This window comes from Streptomyces sp. NBC_00154 (assembly GCF_026342835.1).
In the GTDB taxonomy this organism is placed as follows: Bacteria; Actinomycetota; Actinomycetes; order Streptomycetales; family Streptomycetaceae; genus Streptomyces.
The window spans coordinates 2,993,805-3,014,049 of the sequence record NZ_JAPEMI010000001.1 but is presented as its reverse complement, the minus strand read 5'-3'; the positions used below and the strand labels follow the sequence as shown (position 1 = coordinate 3,014,049).

At 69.8% G+C, this 20,245-nt stretch carries 17 protein-coding genes; 6 read left to right on the top strand and 11 right to left on the bottom strand.

All coding sequences use genetic code 11. From position 1 onward, the window contains the following. Positions 1–22 precede the first annotated feature (22 nt). On the top strand, positions 23–1,009 hold the full coding sequence (locus OHA03_RS13485; protein ID WP_267003993.1) for an NAD(P)H-quinone oxidoreductase: 987 nt from the start codon (positions 23–25) through the stop codon (positions 1,007–1,009). 101 nt (positions 1,010–1,110) lie between these two features. On the opposite strand, the gene OHA03_RS13480 is transcribed toward OHA03_RS13485, so the two are convergent. The 5 genes from OHA03_RS13480 to OHA03_RS13460 all read right to left on the bottom strand — a co-directional run bounded on the left by OHA03_RS13480 (position 1,111) and on the right by OHA03_RS13460 (position 6,374). Beyond that, the gene (locus OHA03_RS13480; protein WP_078879122.1) at positions 1,111–1,659 is read right to left on the bottom strand and encodes a bacterial proteasome activator family protein; all 549 of its coding nucleotides are present in this window, start codon (positions 1,657–1,659) and stop codon (positions 1,111–1,113) included. Between the two features lie 134 nt (positions 1,660–1,793). Then, positions 1,794–4,649 (bottom strand): FtsX-like permease family protein, encoded by a 2,856-nt coding sequence (locus OHA03_RS13475; RefSeq protein ID WP_267003991.1) that lies wholly within the window; start codon positions 4,647–4,649, stop codon positions 1,794–1,796. Continuing rightward, positions 4,646–5,431 (bottom strand): ABC transporter ATP-binding protein, encoded by a 786-nt coding sequence (locus OHA03_RS13470; RefSeq protein ID WP_267003989.1) that lies wholly within the window; start codon positions 5,429–5,431, stop codon positions 4,646–4,648. The genes OHA03_RS13475 and OHA03_RS13470 overlap by 4 nt, the downstream gene beginning before the upstream one ends. Positions 5,432–5,570: 139 nt before the next feature. Further along, positions 5,571–6,188, bottom strand: coding sequence for a PadR family transcriptional regulator (locus OHA03_RS13465; RefSeq protein ID WP_267003987.1), 618 nt, complete (start codon positions 6,186–6,188; stop codon positions 5,571–5,573). Positions 6,189–6,236: 48 nt separating this feature from the next. Then, entirely contained in the window at positions 6,237–6,374 is a 138-nt protein-coding gene (locus OHA03_RS13460; protein ID WP_267003985.1) for a hypothetical protein, read from the bottom strand. 16 nt (positions 6,375–6,390) lie between these two features. Between OHA03_RS13460 and OHA03_RS13455 the strand changes: the two genes are divergently transcribed. Then, positions 6,391–6,882: a hypothetical protein gene (locus OHA03_RS13455; RefSeq protein ID WP_267003983.1), complete on the top strand. Its 492-nt coding sequence runs from the start codon at positions 6,391–6,393 to the stop codon at positions 6,880–6,882. Positions 6,883–7,314: 432 nt separating this feature from the next. On the opposite strand, the gene OHA03_RS13450 is transcribed toward OHA03_RS13455, so the two are convergent. Next, a complete protein-coding gene (locus OHA03_RS13450; protein WP_267003981.1) occupies positions 7,315–8,970 on the bottom strand; it encodes a protein kinase in 1,656 nt (551 codons plus the stop codon). Positions 8,971–9,271: 301 nt separating this feature from the next. Here OHA03_RS13450 and OHA03_RS13445 point away from each other — a divergent pair, with 301 nt between their 5' ends. Beyond that, the gene (locus OHA03_RS13445; RefSeq protein ID WP_267003979.1) at positions 9,272–10,876 is read left to right on the top strand and encodes a protein kinase; all 1,605 of its coding nucleotides are present in this window, start codon (positions 9,272–9,274) and stop codon (positions 10,874–10,876) included. 12 nt (positions 10,877–10,888) lie between these two features. Here OHA03_RS13445 and OHA03_RS13440 read toward each other — a convergent pair whose 3' ends face one another. From OHA03_RS13440 to OHA03_RS13430, 3 genes are all read right to left on the bottom strand, one after another. Then, positions 10,889–11,872 (bottom strand): phosphotransferase, encoded by a 984-nt coding sequence (locus tag OHA03_RS13440; RefSeq protein ID WP_267008038.1) that lies wholly within the window; start codon positions 11,870–11,872, stop codon positions 10,889–10,891. 63 nt (positions 11,873–11,935) lie between these two features. Beyond that, positions 11,936–12,370 (bottom strand): pyridoxamine 5'-phosphate oxidase family protein, encoded by a 435-nt coding sequence (locus OHA03_RS13435; protein WP_323181203.1) that lies wholly within the window; start codon positions 12,368–12,370, stop codon positions 11,936–11,938. A gap of 151 nt (positions 12,371–12,521) precedes the next feature. Further along, positions 12,522–13,181: a response regulator transcription factor gene (locus OHA03_RS13430; protein ID WP_267003977.1), complete on the bottom strand. Its 660-nt coding sequence runs from the start codon at positions 13,179–13,181 to the stop codon at positions 12,522–12,524. A gap of 338 nt (positions 13,182–13,519) precedes the next feature. On the opposite strand from OHA03_RS13430, the gene pdhA reads away from it, so the two are divergent. The 3 genes from pdhA to OHA03_RS13415 are packed head-to-tail and all read left to right on the top strand — an operon-like array spanning position 13,520 to position 17,096. Continuing rightward, positions 13,520–14,668, top strand: coding sequence for a pyruvate dehydrogenase (acetyl-transferring) E1 component subunit alpha (gene pdhA / locus OHA03_RS13425; protein ID WP_267003975.1), 1,149 nt, complete (start codon positions 13,520–13,522; stop codon positions 14,666–14,668). A gap of 2 nt (positions 14,669–14,670) precedes the next feature. Next, on the top strand, positions 14,671–15,651 hold the full coding sequence (locus OHA03_RS13420; RefSeq protein WP_030930280.1) for an alpha-ketoacid dehydrogenase subunit beta: 981 nt from the start codon (positions 14,671–14,673) through the stop codon (positions 15,649–15,651). Positions 15,652–15,662: 11 nt separating this feature from the next. After that, a complete protein-coding gene (locus OHA03_RS13415; RefSeq protein WP_267003972.1) occupies positions 15,663–17,096 on the top strand; it encodes a dihydrolipoamide acetyltransferase family protein in 1,434 nt (477 codons plus the stop codon). 76 nt (positions 17,097–17,172) lie between these two features. Here OHA03_RS13415 and OHA03_RS13410 read toward each other — a convergent pair whose 3' ends face one another. Then, positions 17,173–19,089, bottom strand: a complete 1,917-nt coding sequence (locus tag OHA03_RS13410; protein ID WP_267003970.1) for a fibronectin type III domain-containing protein — start codon at positions 19,087–19,089, stop codon at positions 17,173–17,175. Positions 19,090–19,279: 190 nt separating this feature from the next. Beyond that, positions 19,280–20,179 carry a D-alanyl-D-alanine carboxypeptidase family protein gene (locus OHA03_RS13405; RefSeq protein ID WP_267003968.1) on the bottom strand — a complete coding sequence of 300 codons (900 nt, stop codon included), beginning with the start codon at positions 20,177–20,179 and terminating at the stop codon, positions 19,280–19,282. Between the last annotated feature and the right edge of the window lie 66 nt (positions 20,180–20,245).

Here is a 20,245-nt window from a genome sequence, read left to right as displayed (position 1 = left end):
GCCACGGAGTAGCCTCGCCGCCATGCATGCGATCACAATCCCCGCACCCGGTGGCCCCGAGGCGCTCGTCTGGGCCGAGGTCCCCGATCCCGTACCCGGCGAGGGCGAGGTCCTCGTCGAGGTCGTGTCCAGCGCGGTCAACCGCGCCGATGTTCTGCAGCGGCAGGGCTTCTACAACCCACCGCCCGGCGCGTCCCCGTACCCCGGTCTGGAGTGCGCCGGCCGGATCGCGGAGGTCGGCCCCGGTGTCACCGGCTGGTCGGTCGGCGACGAGGTGTGTGCGCTGCTCGCGGGCGGCGGTTACGCGGAGAAGGTCGCCGTACCTGCCGGGCAACTGCTGCCCGTGCCGGACGGCGTCGATCCGGCGATGGCCGCGGCGCTGCCCGAGGTGACGGCCACGGTCTGGTCGAACGTGTTCATGGTGGCCCATCTGCGCCCCGGCGAGACGCTGTTGGTGCATGGAGGCTCCAGCGGTATCGGCACGATGGCGATCCAGCTCGCCAAGGCCGTGGGCGCACGGGTCGCGGTGACCGCGGGTGGTCCCGAGAAGCTGGCGCGGTGCGCGGAGCTCGGAGCCGACATCCTGATCGACTACCGGGAGCAGGACTTCGTCGAGGAGCTGAGCAAGGCGACGGACGGGGCGGGCGCGGACGTCATCCTCGACATCGTCGGTGCGAAGTACCTGGACCGGAATGTGAAGGCGCTCGCCGTCAACGGCAGGCTCGCCATCATCGGCCTCCAGGGTGGCGTCAAGGGCGATCTCAACCTGGGCGCTCTGCTGAACAAGCGAGCGGCGATCACCGCAACATCCCTGCGCGGGCGTCCGCTCGCCGAGAAGGCCGCCATCGTCGCCGCCGTGCGCGAGCATGTGTGGCCGCTGATCGGCAGTGGCGTGGTCCGGCCGATCGTGGACCGTACGCTGCCGATGCCGGACGCCGCGGAGGCCCACCGGGTGCTGGAGTCCAGCACCCACATCGGCAAGGTGCTCCTGGCCACGCCGGCGGCCTGAACGCAGCCGGAAAAACAGCGGGCCCGGCACACGTTCCTGTGTGCCGGGCCCGCTGTTCGTATGTACGTGGATGAGGTGAGGTACGAAATCGGCGTACGGCCTTACAGGTACGGGCCCGACCGGATCGCCCCGTGCGGGTCCGAGCCGTCGTCGTCCTCGTGACCGCTGCCCGGCGGAAGCGCGCGGCGCATCTGTTCCAACTGCGCGCGGGCCGCCATCTGCTGGGCGAACAGTGCCGTCTGGATGCCGTGGAAGAGACCCTCCAGCCAGCCCACCAACTGGGCCTGTGCAATCCGGAGTTCCGCTTCGGAGGGGACCGACTCCTCCGTGAACGGCAGGGAGAGCCGTTCGAGCTCCTCCACCAGCTCCGGCGCGAGGCCGTCCTCCAGCTCCTTGACGGAGCTTGCGTGGATCTCCTTGAGCCGGACCCGGCTCGCCTCGTCGAGAGGAGCCGCCCTGACCTCTTCCAGGAGCTGCTTGATCATGCTGCCGATGCGCATGACCTTCGCGGGCTGTTCGACCATTTCTGTCACCGGGACCTCACGCGATTCGTCGTCAGTGCCACCGCCGCCGCCGATCGCCATGCCGTCCTGTCCCACTACGAGGACTTGGGGGTGCTCGTGCGACCGTTCATTCCTCGGCATCTCCATGCCGCCATTGTCTCGCACACGTGCTGCTCAACAGGGTGGTGCCCCCGATTACGGTTGATCCACCATTCTCGGGGGCAACGAAACCGCCCGGTCAGCCCCGCAATCAGCCTTCGACCGCAGTGTCCGGCCGCGCGTCACCCGGCCCGGCGCGCCACGGTCTGCCGTGAGCGGGTGAACGCCGCCGCACCCAGCCCGGCCAGTAGCGGCACCACCACGGCCAGCAACCCGATGGTCGCCCACGGCAGCACGATCGGCGTGTATGCGGACTCCATCGGCTGCACCCGCATGTTCTTCACGGCCTCACGCAGATCGATGAGCCGGAGCGCCACCGCGGGCACCAGACCGGCTGCCGTGCCGAGCAGGACGCCGGTGAGCGCGACGACCAGGCACTGGAAACCGGAGAGGGTGCGCCGTACGCGTGGGGGTGCGCCCACCGCGCTGAGCGTGGTGAGGTCCGCCTCCGCGTCGGCCTTGGCGAGACCGGTCGCGATCGCGGCCGCGCCCAGGGTCACCACACCGGCGAACAGGGAGAGGAACAGCAGGATCGTGTCCTGCCGCCCGGACGGTCCCGTCTCCGACTGGAGATAGATCCCGCCGCCGACCACTTCGACCGCCGCCGAGACCCGCTGCTCCTCGCTGTCCGTCGGCTCATGGGCGACCGCGTAGACACTGCCGTTCATCTCGGTGTGCAGACCGAGCTGTTTCGCTGTCTGCAGGGGCAGGATCATGCGGACCCCGGGTGTGGTGGCGTACTGCTCGGGTGCCTGATACACCTTCAGCCGGTCGGTACGGGTCTCGGCCTTGCCCGGGTGCAGCTTGCGGTTCTTGTCGCGGTCGCTGTACCTGTGGACGGCCTTGAGGGTGACCTCGCCGTTCTTCGCGTACGCCGGGTTGAGCAGCACGGGTGTGCCGGCCTCCAGGGCCTTGGCGGCCGCGGGGTCCTGGAGGTTCACATAGGTGGAGAGGAACTTGGCGTCGCCGAGGACGACGCCGTCCGCCATGCCGATGAACGGGCTCGCGTACATGAGCTCGTCCAGGCAGGCGGGGGACCGCATCAGCTTCCTGTGCTCTTCGGCGGAGAGACTCGCCGCGAGCTTTTTGGCTCCCTTGCCGACGAGCGGGCAGGAGTGGCCCTTGCCGGCGGGCTTGATCAGCTCGACCGAACCGCAGCCGTCCCCCTCCTCGTAGTAGACGTTGCAGTCGCTGCCCGCCCAGACCCGGCCGACGTCGGCGTGTCCACCGGTGACGGCGAGGTTGCGTTCGACGGCGGCGCGGGCGAGCGGGAGCCGGTCGGCCGCCTTGTCGTCGGTGGCGACGAGCGCGACCGTGCCCGGGGTGAGGCTCGCGGTGTACTCGAACTCCGACTCGGCCTGGCCGCTGGACATGTAGGTGGCGATGGCCACCGAACCCGCGACGGCTGCCATCACGGCCGCGACCGCGGGGGCCGTACGCCCTCGGTTGCGGGCCGCGTCGCGCAACGCCATCCGCGGGGAGAGCGGCAGCCTTCGGCCGAGCCGTCCGAGGAAGCCGACGATCACCGGGATGCAGCCGAGCAGGCCGAGTTCGGCGACGACCGACCCGCCGGCGACCAGTGTCGAGTTGCCGCTGGTGCCGCCGTAGACCGCGACCGCGATGCCGATCAGCAGGGTGATGGAGCCCAGCACCGGCAGTACCCGGGAGCTGCGGCGGATTCCGCGGCGGCCGCTGAGCGACTCCAGCACGGACTGCCGGCTCGCCACGATCGCGGGTACGAGCGCTGCCAGCAGACCGGTGACCAGACCGATCACGGCAATGATCAGCAGCTCCGACGGGTGCACCGCCAGCGATCCGAAGCGGTTTCCGGCCCAGCCCTCGATCATCGGGCGGAACACCGCCGTGAGCGCGAATCCGGCCGCAACACCGGCCACGGCACCGACGCCGCCGAGCACCAGCCCGCCGGAGAGCACCACGGCCCGGACATGGCGCCGGTCTCCACCACACGTGCCGACGAGGCCGAGCTGGCGACGGGAGCGGCGGGCGCCGACCGCGAAGGCCGGTCCGGCGAGCAGTACGAGCTCCAGGACGGCCATGGCGACCACGGTGATCAGCGCCGCGCTGAGCTCCTCGGAACCGCCGTACGAGCTGCCGTTCATGGACCGGGCCATCGGAACCTCGGAGTCCGGCGGCGGGTCGAGGACGACCTGCCGGGACACGACGAGGACGCCCCGCGCGTTGGCGGCGAGCACGTCGGACCAGTTCACGCCGGCTCCCTCGGCTCCCCTGACCAGCCAGTCCTTGGAGTCGGCGTTCGGCGGCAGCACCTTCTTGTCGTGCTCGGCCGTGTTCGTCCACGGGGCGATGACCGCCCCCGGCTCGGCGTACAGCGCCGCGGACTTGAGGTCGTCGGGCTGTTCCACGACACCGGTGATGGTGTACGTGCGCTCGGCGCCGTGCAGAGTGGTGCGCGAACCGACGTGCAGCCCCGACTTGGCCAGGAAGGGCTCGGTGGCTGCCATCTCGCCGTCGCCGTGCGGGAAGGCGCCCCGCACGAGGGTGACCTTGCCGCGGGCCATCGGGTCCGACGTCCGGAACTCGACGATGTCGGCGGTGGTGATGCCGTACTTGGTGGTGACGGTGGCCGGGACGGACTGGATGCTGATCGCGTGCGCACCTTCGGGGAGCGCGGCCTTTATGTCGATCGGCGGAACGGGTTCGCCGGCCGGCCGCGCGCTGTCCTCCGAAGCCGGGCCGTACGACTGCCCGTCGGGCATCTGCTGGATCGCGCCCGCCCCCATCCCCGGATCGCTGAACAGCGCGTCCGCGGAGCCCATCGAGGCCATCAGCTTCTCGGCCCGGGTCGGCTCCACACTGCGGTACGTCACATCGGCGGCGGTCACCCCGAGCACCGGCAGCGCGATCATCGCGACGACCAGTGCGCTGCGGCCCTTGGCCCGCATGGCGTCGCGCCGGGCGATCCTGAGGGCGGCACGCCAGCCCGTGAACACGCTCACTTGGCGCCCTCGGCGGCGAGCAGCGAGTCGGCATCGGCGGTCAGTGTCTGGTCGACGATCGAGCCGTCCCGGAGGAACACGACCCGGTCCGCCCAGGCGGCGTACCGCGGTTCATGCGTCACCATCACCCCGGCCGCACCCTGGTCGCACCGGTTGCGCAGCAGGGCGAGGACGGCCTCACCGGTCTCGGAGTCGAGCGCCCCGGTCGGTTCGTCGGCGAGCACCAGGCGCCGGTCCCCCACCAGCGCGCGGGCGATCGCGACCCGCTGCTGCTGACCGCCGGACATCTCGTCGGGGAACCGGTCGGCGATCTGCAGGAGGTTCATCTCCTCCAGCGCGGCCCGCGCCTCCTTGCGTGCCTTGCGCACGGAGACCCCGTCGAGCTCGCGCGGCAGGGAGATGTTCTCGGCCGCGGTCAGCGCCGGGATCAGGTTGTAGTCCTGGAAGACATAGCCGACGCTGCGCCGGCGCAGGGCCGCGACGCCCTTGCGGCCGAGGGCGGAGATGTCCTGACCCTCGATGATCACCTGGCCGCCGGTCGCGGTGTCGAGACCACCGGCCAGGGTGAGCAGGGTGGACTTGCCGGAGCCGGACGGGCCCATCACGGCGACGAGTTCACCGGTGTGCACCGAGAGATTGATGCCGCGCAGGGCGTGCACCTCGGCGATGCCGGTGCCGTGGGTACGCGTGAGGGCGCGGAGTTCGAGCACGGGAGCGTCGACCGGCAGGGGCGCGGCGGACAGCCGGGGCAACGGGGTTGTGGACGGTTCGTGCGAGGACATGGTGAGTGGTTCCCCCTCGGGAATGGTCTGTGGTCGATACCGCGCGGGCGGTCGGCGATGCGGTCGAAGGCGGTGGACGCCGCGTAGGCGGGCGGGCAGTGCCGCGATCGAGGACAGTCGGTGCCGCGTACGCGGGTGGTCAGCGCCGTGTACGCGGGCGGGCAGGCGTGCGCGCCTGGGTGTGGTTGGCGGTCCGCGCCTCAGGTACCGGATCCGTGGCGGCGGCCTCGGCGAGGCGGACCAGCCGCGACTCGCAGTGGTCCAGCCAGCGGGCCTCGGCCTCGGCCTGGAAGATCAGCTGTTCCAGTACGAGCAGCCAGGCCACCTCGTCGCGGTTGCCCGGGACGTCGGCGAGGGCCTGCGCCTTCAGCCGGGTGTAGTCCTGCATCGCCTTCACGGTGTGGTGGCGCTGGGACTGGATGACGGCCCGGATGTCGACTCCGGGCGCCCCGACGGCCATGGCGAGCTTGATCGCCAGCTCGTCGCGGGGCGGGCTGCTGCGGTCGACGGGCGTCTCGAACCAGTTCCGCAGTTCGGTGCGGCCGTCGTCGGTGATCGAGTAGAGGGCGTGTCCCTGATCGTCCTCGCCGTCCTGGACGACCAGGCCGTCGCGTTCCAGCCTGCTGAGCGTGGTGTACACCTGGCCGACGTTCAAGGGCCACGTGGAGCCGGTGCGCGACTCGAATTCGGTGCGGAGCTGGGAGCCGTAGCGAGGCCCGCGCTCCAGGAGGGCCAGGAGCCCATGGCGGATCGACATACTCAGTATGTATACCGAGTATGTTGGTCGATGCAAGCCCCGCCCCCTTCAGTTCGTACGGCGCAGACGGAGCCCGAGGAAGCCCAGACCCAGCCCTATCAGGGCGATTCCGGTGCCCAGTGACACCAGCCGTACCTGCCGCACGGCGGGCTGTTCGAGGGCTTGCGGCGCGAGCCGGCCCGGCACGGGGGAGCCGCCGGCCGTGGTGGTCGCCGTGATCGTCGCCGAGGGCGGCGCCGCCGGGGCCGTCGCGGCGGGCAGCTGGTCGGACTGTTCGAAGGAGTCGTCCCGTTTCGCGAGCTCCCGCGGGGAGTACGGCCGCCCGGGCCGCAGCCGCCCTTCCCCGGCCTGCCGCCCGGCGAGCGGGGGCTGCGCCTTGGGGTGCGCGGGCCGTCGGGTGGACGGACCGGCGGAGGGTGAGGGGGAGCGCCGGTCGGAAGCGGACGGCGAGGGCGAGGGGGAGTCGGAAGCGGACGGCGAGGGTGAGTCGGAAGCGGACGGCGAGGGCGAGGGCGACGACGGGGCGGAAGCGGACGGAGACGCCGAGGCGGAGGCGGAGGGGGTGGCCGGGGCGCTGTCCGACGGGGTCGCAGTCGCTGGAGTGCGAGGTTTCGACGGCGGTTCGGCCGAAGGGGCGAGGGGCGGATCGGCCGATGGGGCTATGGGCGTATCAGTCGAGGGGGCGGCGGGCTGATCGGCCGGGGGAGCTGCGGCCGGACCGGCCGGGGGGCCGTCGGGCAGCCCGGTGGACGGAGGGGAGGGGGGAGTCGTGGGGGTCTCGGGGGCCGTCGGAGCGGCCGCCGAAGGGCTGGGCGACCTGCGTGCCGACCCCGGCGTCCAGCCGGTTTCGCGCTGGTCCGCGCGTGCCTGACCCTGCACCGGCCCTAGCGCCGCCCCCGTCGCTATCACCAGACAGGCAAGGCACCTCGAAGCCCATGGGGGGAGGAGTCCTGGAACCATGAGGCCAGCGTCACATGTCCCGATATCTCCGGCATCCGGTGGATCAGGAAGCGAACCGGCCCGGCACACCTCACGCGTGCCGGGCCGTCACTTCCGTATGCACAGCGCTGCCGCCGGGCAGTGGTACCGCTGAACGGGCTACCGCCGAACAGCGTCACCGGCTTGCTCAGGCCGGGTCACCCGTGGAGATGCGCAGCTCGAAGTGGGCGCCCTTCTCGGGGATGGCGGTACCCGCAGAGGGGAACTGGTCGATGATCTGGTCCTCGGCATAGGTGTTCCCGGCGACCTCGATCGTTTTGATCGTCCAGCCCGCGGCCAGGGCGCATTCCTTCGCGGAGACGATGTCCTTGTACAGGAAGCTCGGTGCGTCGACCTTGTTCGGGTCGTCGCTGTCCTCCATGGCGTCCGTGCAGTCCTCGGTCTTCATCGTCCGGTTCCGCTCCGGATCCTTGTGCTCGCCGGCCACCGCCGAGCTGCTCGGGTCGCCGCCGTTGCCCGAGTCCGAGCCCGGGTCGTCCTTCAGCGACAGCACAGTGATCAGCCCGCCGATCGCGATCAGCGCGACCACGATCGAGCCCACGATCACGGGCATGTTCCGCTTGTTGCCACCACCGCTGCCGGAACCGCCGCCACCCACCGGCTGCGGTGCGATGTCGTACGGCGCCGGTGTCCGGTACTGATGCTGCATCGGCGCTGGTGTCCCGTACGCCGGGTTCGCCTGCGGGTAGCCGTACGACGGCGAAGGGGCCGGTGTCGGTGTCGGCGGGCCGTACGGGCCGGGCTGCTGCTGGTACTGCTGCGGCTGGTACGGCATCTGCACGCTCTGCGGCGCCGGTGTGGACTGGTCGACCGGCGGGAAGACCGCCGAGCCGACGCCCGAGCCGCTGTTCGCCGGTGCGCCGCCGCCGATGATCACCGGGGCGCCCGTCCGGCCGCCCGCGTTCAGCACGCGCGTGATCTCGTCCTGCATCGCCGCCGCGCTGGGGAAGCGCTCGTTCGGATTCTTCTTCAGCGCGCGGGCCACCAGCGCGTCCATCGCCGGGGTGATCGACCGGTTGATGGACGACGGCGCGACCGGCTCCTCCTGGACGTGTGCGTACGCGATGGCGAGCGGGGAGTCCGCGTCGAACGGGATCCGGCCGGTCAGCAGCTGGAACAGCATGATGCCGACCGAGTACAGGTCGGAGCGCGCGTCCACGCCACGGCCGAGGGCCTGTTCGGGAGAGAGGTACTGGGGAGTGCCGACGACCATGCCGGTCTGGGTCATCGACGTGACGCCCGACTGCATGGCGCGGGCGATACCGAAGTCCATGACCTTCACGACACCGCGCTTGGTCACCATCACGTTGCCGGGCTTGATGTCGCGGTGGACCAGGCCCATTTCGTGGCTGGTGTCCAGCGCGGCCAGCACGTCGCCGGTCACCTTGAGCGCCTTTTCGGCCGGCATCGCACCGTAATTACGGATGTCCGCCTGGAGTACGGAGCCGAGCGGCTCCCCTTCCACGTACTCCATGACGATGTACGGCATCAGCGCGCCGCCGAGCTCGTCCTCGCCGGTGTCGAAGACCGAGACGATGTTGGTGTGCTGCAGCTTGGCAACAGCCTGCGCCTCGCGCCGGAACCGCTCGCGGAAGGACTGCTCGCGCCCCAGCTCCGTGTGCAGCGTCTTGATCGCCACCTGGCGGTCGAGCGCGGAGTCGTACGCCAGGTATACGGACGCCATTCCGCCTTCGCCGAGCAGGTCGCGGAGCTGGTAGCGGCCGCCGGCGACCGAACCGCCCGCGTAGCGACCCTGGGCACCGTTTGCGCCGTCCTGGCTCATGACTTGCTCCCCCTCGGCGCGCGTCTCACGCGAAGATCCCTATTAGGCGCCAAGTCTGCCCGAGGGGTACGACACGTCAAGCCGGGTGCCCGTTCCGTGACCCTACGCACAGGAAGCGTCTCGGAAGCGTTACAGGAACCGCATGGAATTTGCGTGAGCGGTGGGGCAGCCGGTTGGATGGCCCGTCCCTCTCGAAACGGGGTGTTCGACAGAGGCTGTAGCGTGACGTGGCAATGCAGCAAGGCATGCAAGACACCGTGAGAACGCGCGGACGCGCGGACAGATACGACGGCGAGGACTGATGGCACCCGAACCCGAAGCAAACGGCGGCGGAGTTTCGGATGCGGCCGACTCCTGGGGCATCGGCGGTGTGGTCGGTGACGGACGTTATCGGATGACGCACCGGCTCGGCCGGGGCGGCATGGCCGAGGTCTTCGCGGCCGAGGACGTCCGGCTCGGACGTACGGTCGCAGTGAAGCTCCTCCGTTCCGATCTTGCCGAGGACCCGGTCTCCAAGGCCCGGTTCACACGTGAGGCACAGTCGGTCGCGGGCCTCAACCACCACGCGATCGTCGCCGTGTACGACTCCGGCGAGGACGTGGTGGGCGGCCAGACCGTCCCGTACATCGTGATGGAGCTCGTCGAGGGCCGCACCATTCGTGATCTGCTGCTCAATGCCGAGGCCCCGCCGCCGGAGCAGGCGCTGATCATCGTCTCGGGGGTGCTGGAAGCCCTCGCCTACTCGCATCAGCACGGCATCGTGCACCGTGACATCAAGCCGGCGAACGTGATCATCACGCACTCCGGTGCGGTCAAGGTGATGGACTTCGGCATCGCCCGTGCGCTGCACGGCGCGCAGTCGACCATGACCCAGACCGGCATGGTCATGGGCACGCCGCAGTACCTCTCCCCCGAGCAGGCACTCGGCAAGGCCGTCGACCACCGCTCCGATCTGTACGCCACCGGCTGTCTGCTGTACGAACTCCTCGCGCTGCGGCCCCCGTTCACGGGCGAGACGCCGCTCTCCGTCGTCTACCAGCACGTCCAGGACATCCCGGTCCCGCCGTCCGAGGTCGCGGACGTGGTGCCGCCGGAGCTGGACGGGCTCGTCATGCGTTCGCTCGCGAAGGACCCGGACGACCGGTTCCAGAGCGCCGAGGAGATGCGCGGGCTGGTCCAGTACAGCCTGCAGATGCTTCAGGTGCAGGGCGGTCACACGGGCACCTGGAACACCGGCCCGGTCGCCATGCACGAGGGCGGCCACACCCCCGCCATGGGCATGGCGGGCGGAACGATGGCGATGGGGCACCCGCAGCACGGGGACACCTCGCAGGGCCCGATCCTGCCGCCGATGAACCCGGACGACGGCGGATACGACGGCGGTCACGGGGGCGGCGGCGGCCGCGGCAAGCTCTGGCTGTTCGTCGTCCTCGCGCTGATCGCGATCGGGGCCGGTGTCGCCATCGCGGTCAACGCGGCGAACAACGGCGACAAGGATCCCCGGAAGCCGACGACCACGACCTCCAGCTCCCCGGCCCCGACGAAGAGTTCGGAGGCGCCCAGCGACGAGGAGACGAAGGTGGTCCCGCCGCAGGACGACACCACCGGTGGTGAGCAGCAGCCGAGCTGGCAGCCGTCCACCTCGCCGTCCACCACGCCCAGCAAGCCGTCCGAGGCCCCGTCCGAGACGGCCTCCCCGCCGGACACCGGTACCACCGGCGGCGGCACGACGACCGATGGCGGTACGAGCACGGACGGCGGCACCGGTACGGACGGTGGTACGACCACGGACGGTGGTACGACGACCGACGGTGGTACGACCACCGACGGCGGTACGACCACCGACGGCGGGAACACCACCGGTACCAACGGCACCGCCGGAACCGCCGCGGGCGCCACTCCCTGATGCCCCGGGCCCTCACTCCGTGAAGGCCTCGCGCACCGCCTCGTACTCCCGCGTCCACCAGACCGCCAGGGCCGACACCGCAGGAAACTGCGGGTCGGCCCTTCGGTCGTGCAGGCGGTACCGCCAGTGCAGTATCCAGAAGTCGTTGAGCCGCTCCCACCACACCCGGTGCACCGCGGCGGCGAGTTCGGCGGCGCTCGCCCCGGCTGCCCGCCGGTAGGCCCGTGTGTACGCCCGTACCTTCTCCAGTTCCAGCTTCCCGGTCGGCTGGACGAAGAAGATCGCCGCGGCCCTTACCGCCTCCTCGGCGCGCGGCTGCACCCCCAGCCGGTCCCAGTCGATGATCGCCACCGGGTCCGCGTCCCGGTACAGCACGTTCAGCGGGTGGAAGTCGCCGTGCACCCAGCCGGTCGCCGGGATGTCGGGGGCGGGCGGCCGGTGGTCGGCGTACTGCTCCAGCAGGGCGCGCCGCTCGACGAGGCGGTGTTCGGCCAGCTCGTCGAAGGCGTCCCGGGGGCGCCGGCCGCGCGCCGCGGCCAGCAGATCGTCGATCAGGGCGAACGTGTCGGCGGCGTCCGGGCCGGCATGTCCGCGCGCCTGGGCCACCCCCCTCTCCATCACCTGCGCGAGCCCGGTGTGTACGGCTCCGAGGAGCGCCCCGAGCCGCTGCGACTGGGCGGTGGTCAGCTGGGCGCCGACCCGGTGCAGTCCGTCGACCCAGGGGTGCAGGGCGTAGCACCGGCCGCCGATCTCCGTGACCGTGTCGCCCTCCGTGTCCTCGACGGGCGGGGCGACGGGCACCCCGAGCGACTGCAGCCGCTGGGTGGCGCGGTGCTGGCGGACGATCGTCGCGCGGTCGCCGGTGGAGTCGTCGAGGTGGTGCTTGAGGAAGTACGAGCCGCGGGTGGTGGAGACGCGGTAGCCGTGGTTGAGGAGGCCCAGGGTGATGGGCTTGCAGGTGAGGGGCTCACCGGCGTTCGGATAGCGGCGCAGCACTTCGCCGACCGGCGGAACAGGCGGGAGGGTTACAGATGAGCGCGGCACTCACCAAATGTTAGATCACGCTGTGTGGTGGCTCGGTTGACTTGCGTGGAAGTCCAGAGTGTGCATGGTGACGAAGTGCGGGTCGAGGCGGAGATAGACCGGCTCGAAGGGTTCGCCGTTGACCTGCAGCGGCGTCGCACCGAAGCGCGTGCGCTGTTCCTCCGTGGGGTGCACGACCTCGGCGGGCCCGGTGAACTGCACCGACCACAGGGCGTCGGTGTCCTCGCCGCCGCCCTCGCCGGTGGCCGCCGCGTCGAAGTTGTCCACCCCGTACGCGACGACGGTGCCGTCGCACGACTCGTGGTGACCGAGACCGCTGTGCATCCGCAGGACCACGCGCCCGTCGATCACGAGATGGCGGGCCACCGCCAGGAACGGGAGAGCCCGGCGGGTGGTCGCCAGCCGGCCGTACCGCACCCGGCTGATCAGCTCGATCGCTCGGACTTCCATCACTTGGGCTTCCATCGCTCGGGGTTCCGCAGAGGACATGGGTCCACTTTCCGGTACCTCGACGGGCGCAGAAAGAGGCCGCGGGCCCCGGTGATCGGGGACCAAGGTCCCGAAACCTGCCAAACCCCTCGCGAAGGCCCGCCCGCGCGGCTCAGCGCCGCTCCGCCTGCAGCCGCGCCACATAGGCGGCGGCCTGCGAGCGCCGCTCCATGCCCAGCTTGGACAGCAGACTGGAGACATAATTCTTGATCGTCTTCTCGGCGAGATGCAGCCGTTCGCCGATCACCCGGTTCGTCAGGCCCTCGCCGATCAGATCGAGGATGCGGCGTTCCTGGTCGGTGAGGGCGGACAGCTTGTCGTCGCCCCGGGCCTTCTTGCCCTTGCGCAGCCGCTCCAGCACGCGCGCGGTCGCGACAGGGTCGAGCAGCGACTTTCCGGCCGCCACGTCCCGTACCGCGGTCAGTAGCTCATTGCCACGGATCGCCTTCAGCACGTATCCCGACGCGCCCGCCATGATCGCGTCGAAGAGGGCCTCGTCGTCGGCGTACGAGGTCAGCATCAGGCAGTGGATGCTCTCGTCCTTGGAGCGGATCTCCCGGCAGACCTCCACCCCGCTGCCGTCCGGCAGCCGCACGTCGAGCACCGCCACATCGGGCCGGGTGGCGGGGATACGGAGCAGCGCGTCCGCCGCCGTGCCCGCCTCGCCGACGACCTCGATGTCGTCCTCGACCGCGAGCAATTCGTGCACTCCGCGGCGGACGACCTCATGGTCATCCAGCAGAAATACGGTGATTTTTCCTTCTTCGCGCACAAATGCAGTCTCACACACTCCCCTCTTCCCTGCCGCTGAACGGCGGGATAACGTGCCGTTGTTCCGGCGGCCTGCAAGGCTGTTACCAGTGCTGTGACCAGCGAAAGTTCCCGACTTTTTCGATTTACTTGGAAATCCAAGCAAAATCGCAGGTCAGATAGGGTTTCGCAGTTGTGCGACGCACTGGGTAACGTGCCTTTGACAGGACGCTCGCCGGGGCACCTGTCACGCCTGTTCCCGGCCGAGCGGCACCCACCCCGTGCACGGGTACGGACACAGGCGAGCCGCACTGGTCTCCCGGCAGACCCCGGGGGCCGGACCGACGGAGGAGCACGCACGTGACCGTGGAGAGCACTGCCGCGCGCAAACCGCGACGCAGCAGCAAGCGGACCAGCGCCGCAAAGACGCCACAGAGTTCCGAGCCCGAGCTCGTACAACTGCTGACGCCCGAGGGCGAGCGGGTGGAGCACCCGGACTACACGATCGACCTGACCGCGGACGAGCTACGCGGTCTGTACCGGGACATGGTCCTGACCCGCCGCTTCGACGCCGAGGCCACCGCGCTGCAGCGTCAGGGCGAGCTGGGCCTGTGGGCCTCGCTGCTCGGCCAGGAGGCCGCCCAGATCGGCTCCGGCCGGGCGCTGCGCGACGACGACTATGTCTTCCCGACCTACCGGGAACACGGCGTCGCCTGGTGCCGCGGGGTCGACCCGACCAATCTGCTCGGGATGTTCCGCGGTGTGAACCACGGCGGCTGGGACCCGAACACCAACAACTTCCACCTGTACACGATCGTCATCGGCTCGCAGACCCTGCACGCCACCGGCTACGCCATGGGCGTCGCCAAGGACGGCGCGGACTCGGCCGTGATCGCGTACTTCGGTGACGGCGCCTCCAGCCAGGGCGACGTCGCCGAGGCGTTCACCTTCTCCGCGGTCTACAACGCGCCTGTGGTGTTCTTCTGCCAGAACAACCAGTGGGCGATCTCCGAGCCGACCGAGAAGCAGACCCGGGTGCCGCTCTACCAGCGCGCACAGGGCTTCGGCTTCCCCGGCGTCCGGGTCGACGGCAACGACGTACTCGCCTGCCTGGCCGTCACCAGGTCGGCGCTGGAGCGGGCCCGCCGGGGCGAGGGCCCCACCCTCGTCGAGGCGTTCACCTACCGGATGGGCGCGCACACCACCTCCGACGACCCCACGAAGTACCGGGCGGACGAGGAGCGCGTCTCCTGGGAGGCCAAGGACCCGATCCTGCGGCTGCGTACGTACCTGGAGAAGCAGGAACTCGCCGACGAGGCGTACTTCACCGCGCTGGACGAGGAGAGCGAAGCCCTCGGCAAGCGGGTCCGCGAAGCGGTACGGGCCATGCCCGACCCGGACCGGATGGCGATCTTCGACCACGTCTACGCCGACGGGAACCCCCTCGTCGACGAGGAGCGCGCCCAGTTCGCCGCCTACCAGGCTTCGTTCGCCGAGGAGGGCAACTAGTCATGGCCACTCAGAAGATGTCCCTCGCCAAGGCGCTCAACGAATCGCTGCGCAAGGCCCTCGACACCGACCCCAAGGTCCTCATCATGGGTGAGGACGTCGGCAAGCTGGGCGGAGTCTTCCGGATCACCGACGGACTCCAGAAGGACTTCGGCGAGGACCGGGTCATCGACACCCCGCTCGCCGAGTCCGGCATCGTCGGCACGGCGATCGGTCTGGCCCTGCGTGGCTACCGGCCGATCGTGGAGATCCAGTTCGACGGCTTCGTCTTCCCGGCGTACGACCAGATCGTCACGCAGCTCGCGAAGATGCACGCCCGCGCACTCGGCAAGATCAAGCTGCCGGTCGTCGTCCGGATCCCGTACGGCGGCGGCATCGGCGCCGTCGAGCACCACAGCGAGTCGCCCGAGGCCCTGTTCGCACATGTCGCGGGGCTGAAGGTGGTCTCGCCGTCCAATGCCTCGGACGCCTACTGGATGATGCAGCAGGCCGTCCAGAGTGACGACCCGATCATCTTCTTCGAGCCGAAGCGGCGCTACTGGGACAAGGGCGACGTCGAGACCGACCTCATCCCCGGACCGCTGCACAAGGCCGCGACGGTACGGGAGGGCTCGGACCTCACCCTCGTCGCGTATGGCCCGATGGTGAAGGTCTGCCTCGAAGCGGCCGCGGCCGCCCAGGAGGAGGGCAAGTCCATCGAGGTCCTGGACCTGCGGTCGATGTCCCCGATCGACTTCGACGCCGTCCAGGCGTCGGTCGAGAAGACCGGCCGGCTGGTCGTGGTCCACGAGGCGCCGGTGTTCTACGGCTCCGGGGCCGAGATCGCCGCCCGCATCACGGAGCGCTGCTTCTACCATCTCGAAGCACCCGTGCTCCGGGTCGGTGGCTACCACGCCCCGTATCCGCCGGCGCGCCTCGAGGACGAGTACCTGCCGGGCCTGGACCGCGTGCTCGACGCCGTCGACCGCTCGCTGGCGTACTGAGGAGAAGGTTCGTGACGACGATGACCGAAACGTCTGCTCGCTTCCGTGAGTTCAAGATGCCCGATGTGGGCGAGGGACTGACCGAGGCCGAGATCCTCAAGTGGTACGTCCAGCCGGGCGACACCGTCACCGACGGCCAGGTCGTGTGCGAGGTCGAGACCGCCAAGGCGGCCGTGGAGCTGCCGATCCCGTTCGACGGGGTGGTGCACGAGCTGCGCTTCCCCGAGGGCACGACCGTCGACGTCGGTCAGGTGATCATCGCGGTGGACGTGGTGCCGGGCGGCGGCGAAGCGGCGGCGGAGCCGGTGGCTCCGGCCGTGGCCGAACCGGAGCCGGCTGCGGAACCGGAGGCACCGAAGGGCCGCCAGCCCGTGCTGGTGGGCTACGGCGTGGCCGAGTCCTCCACCAAGCGGCGCGCCCGCAAGGGCACCGAGCCGCCGGCTGCCGCGGCTGCCGCGATCCAGGGCGAGCTGAACGGCCACACCGCCACCGCAGTCCCCGCCCCCGCCGCCACCGTCGTCCCGGAGAGCCGTCCGCTCGCCAAGCCGCCGGTGCGCAAGCTGGCGAAGGACCTGGGCATCGATCTGGCGACGGTCACCCCGACCGGTCCGGGCGGGATCATCACCCGCGAGGACGTGCACGCGGCGGCCACGCCCGTACCGGCGCCGGCAGCCGCACCCGCCGCCCAGGCCGCGGCACCCGAGGCTGTTGCGGTGCCCGTTGCCGCAGCCCCCGTCCCGGGCGCCCGGGAGACCCGTATCCCGGTCAAGGGCGTACGGAAGGCCATCGCGCAGGCGATGGTCGACAGTGCGTTCACGGCGCCGCATGTCACCGAGTTCGTGACGGTGGACGTCACGCGCACGATGAAGCTCGTGGCGGAGCTCAAGGAAGACAAGGACATGGCGGGGGTCCGGGTCAACCCGCTCCTGATCATTGCCAAGGCGCTCCTGGTCGCGATCAAGCGGAACCCGGAGGTCAACGCCGCCTGGGACGAGGCCAACCAGGAGATCGTGCAGAAGCACTATGTGAACCTGGGCATCGCGGCCGCCACCCCGCGCGGTCTGATCGTGCCGAACATCAAGGACGCGCACGACAAGACCCTGCCCCAGCTCGCCGCGGCGCTGGGCGAGCTGGTCAGCACGGCGCGCGAGGGCAAGACGTCCCCCGCCGCCATGGCGGGCGGCACGGTGACGATCACCAACGTCGGCGTCTTCGGCGTCGACACGGGTACGCCGATCCTGAACCCGGGCGAGTCCGCGATCCTTGCGGTCGGTGCGATCAAGCTGCAGCCGTGGGTCCACAAGGGCAAGGTGAAGCCCCGCCAGGTCACCACGCTGGCGCTGTCGTTCGACCACCGCCTGGTCGACGGTGAGCTCGGTTCCAAGGTCCTGGCGGACGTCGCCGCGATCCTGGAACAGCCCAAGAGGCTCATCACCTGGGCCTGACGGCTGTGTGAGACATGAGAAAGCGGGCCTGCGCGGAGTTTCCTCCGCGCAGGCCCGCTTCTGCTGCCGGGTCAGGTCACTTGGCGGGTGCCAGGACGACCCAGGCCGCGGCGGGTGCCGCCTCGGTTCCGTCGCCGAGCACGGGCGTCACCCGGTAGAAGTGGGTGGTGCCGGCCGGAGCGGTGGCGTCCGTGTACGACACCTCCGTGACGGGTCCGGTGGTCAGCTGCTCGTAGGCGTCCGTGGCCGGGTTCCAGCGTTCGACCAGGTAGCCCTTGGCGTCCGCGACCGTGTCCCAGGACAGGTCCACCGAGGTGCCGGTGGCGCCCTTGAGCGCGGTGAGCGTGAGGGACGCGTTGTCCGGCGTTTCGACGGACGGTGTCAGATCCAGCTCGGTCACGACGCCGATCTCGGCGTCGTGAGTCATCCGGAAGCTGGAGTTGCCGGAGGTGTCCTCGACGTCGACGAAGTAGCACCGCTCCTCGCCGTCGGGCAGCCGCTCATCCGTGTAGGACGTGGTGCCCGTGCCGAGGTACACGGACGAGACGCCGTAGCAGACCCGCTCGTCCTCGCTGTCGATCAGCTCGCCGACGTACACCACGTACCGCTTGAGGTCGGGCTCGGTGTTGGCGTTCCAGTGCAGCTCGATGCCGTACTCGGTCGCCTCGGTGGTGAGCCCGGTGACCGCCGCGGGGGGTGTGGTGTCCCGCGCGAGCGTGGTGACGTCGACGGTCGCGGAAGGCAGCGACTCCTTGCTCGCGTCGTCGTACGCCTTGAAGACGTAGTGGTACGTACGCCCGCCGGCCGGGGAGGTGTCGGTGCACGTGTACTGGAGCCGCCCGTCGCCGAGCGACTTCCAGCTGGTGGTGCACCGGACCGGCTCGGCCGAGGTGTCCACCGGGAGCGTCTCGGAACGGTAGACGTGGTAGTCGTACACGGCACCGTCGACGGCGTGATCGGTCGTCCAGGTGAACGTCGCCTTGCTGATCCCCGGCGTCGCGACGATGTCCTTCGGCGCCGCGACCGGACGGTAGGCCGTCACGCCGGAGCTGTACGCGGAGGCGCGCCCGGCGCCGTCCACGGCGGCCACCTCGTAGGTCCACTCCTTGGAGCGCTTCACCGTCGTGTCGCTGAAGGACGTGGCGGTGACGGAGCGGACCTTCAGGTCGTTGCTCCTCAGGTTGTAGCGGACCGCACCCGGGACGGGCTGCCAGGACAGCACGATCGCGGCGTCCGTGCCCTGCGCGGTGAGACCCGCCGGAGCGGTGACGGCGACGGTGGTCACCGGCTGGTCGGTGCTGCCGGTGGAGACGTTTCCGGCCTTGTCGTAGGCGCGGACCTCGTAGTAGTACGTCTTCCCGGCCTCGGGCGGGAGACCCGCGTACGAGGTCGCGGTGGTCGTCTTGACGTGGGTGAAGGTGCTGGAGCCCTCGAGCCGGCGGTAGACCCGGTAGCCCGCGAGGTCCATCTCGTTGTTCTTCGTCCAGGTCACCTTGGCGTTGGCCGTGGCGTTGTCGAGGACCGCCTTCACGCCGACCGGGGCGAGCGGCTTGACCTTGTCGACGGTGGCCGACGTCCGCGGTGTGTAGGCGAACTTGACGTTGGCGGAGCCCGTCCAGTTGACGAAGTCGATGCGCAGGGAGTGCTTGCCCTTGGGGACGGTGACGTTGACCGTCTTCTTCTGCGTGGTGGAGACGTTCTTCCAGATGTCGACCTTGCGCACTCCGTCGACGTAGACCCGGATGCCGTCCAGGGCCGACGCGGCGAAGGTGAACGGACCGCCGGAGCCGAAGTCCCGGGTCAGGGACCAGCGGACACCGAAGTTGTTCGTCGGCAGGCCGGAGGCGGGGGCGCCGGTGCCCCAGTTCTGGTCGATGAGCGAGTCGCAGTCGGTCTTCTTCGGCGTTCCGGAGAACGTGGTGTTGGCGAAGAACTGACGCTTGAAGACGGGCGAGGCGCACGTCGTCGCCGCCGAAGCGGTCGTGGTACTCACAGCCGTGAGCAGACTGCAGGAGGTCGCGGCGACCGACACCGCGGCGACGGTGCGCAGGCGTCTGTGAGAAATACTGGTCAAGTCCGTGTTGCCCTTTCAGGCCGGATGGCGGGGAGGGCCCGGGTACGGGAAGGGACCCGCCGCAGTGCGCGGCAGGCCCCTCCTGGTGTCCCGGGTGCGGGATGGAGGACTACTTCTTGAAGGAGTAGTCCATGATCTTCTTCATGTCGGCGGTCCGGGTGGTCGCGCTCGTGGAGGCGAGCACGGTGCCGATGACCGTCTTGCCGTTCCGGGTCGCGGCGAAGACCAGGCAGTACTTGGCCGTCGGGCCGGAGCCGGTCTTCACACCGATCGCACCGCTGTAGCTGCTGAGCATCGTGTTGGTGTTGGACCACGACATGTAGCGGTAGCCGCCGCTCTTCGTGGTGACCTTCTGCTTGGTCGACTTGGTCTTGACGACCGTGCGGAACGTGGAGTTCTTCATCGCACTGCTGGCGATCTTCGTCAGGTCGCGCGGCGTCGAGTAGTTCGAGCCATTCCCTATGCCGTCGAACGAGTCGAAGTGGGTGTTCGTCAGACCGAGGGACTTGGCGGAGGCGTTCATCTTGCCGATGAACGACTTCACCCGGGCCGAGCGGGAGGTGCCGGTGCCGAACTTGTCGGCGAGGGCGTACGCGGCGTCGCAGCCGGACGGCAGCATCAGACCGTACAGAAGCTGGCGGACGGTGACCTTGTCGCCGACGATCAGGTGGGCCGACGAGGCGCCCTTGTCGACGATGTAGTCGCTGTACGCCTTCTGGATCGTGACCTTGGAATCCAGGTTCAGGTTCTTCTGCGCCAGCACCACCTTGGCCGTCATGATCTTGGTGGTGGAGCCGGTGGAGCGACGGGTGTCCGCGGCCTTCGTGAAGAGAGTCTTCGCGGTGCCGTTGTTCATCACGTAGCCGCCCTTGGCGGCGATCGTGGGTGTGGGCGGCGTGGCGGCCTGCGCCGTGGCAGCGAACACGCTGCCTGCAAGGACGGCACCCGCGGTCAGGGCCACGGTGACAGTGGCGGATGCGCGGCTTATGCCCTTAATGCCGATTTTCAACTTGAACGCTCCAAATGCCCCTGGAATGCGGCTACATGAAGGTGCCGCTCGGTGGTGAGACTCATG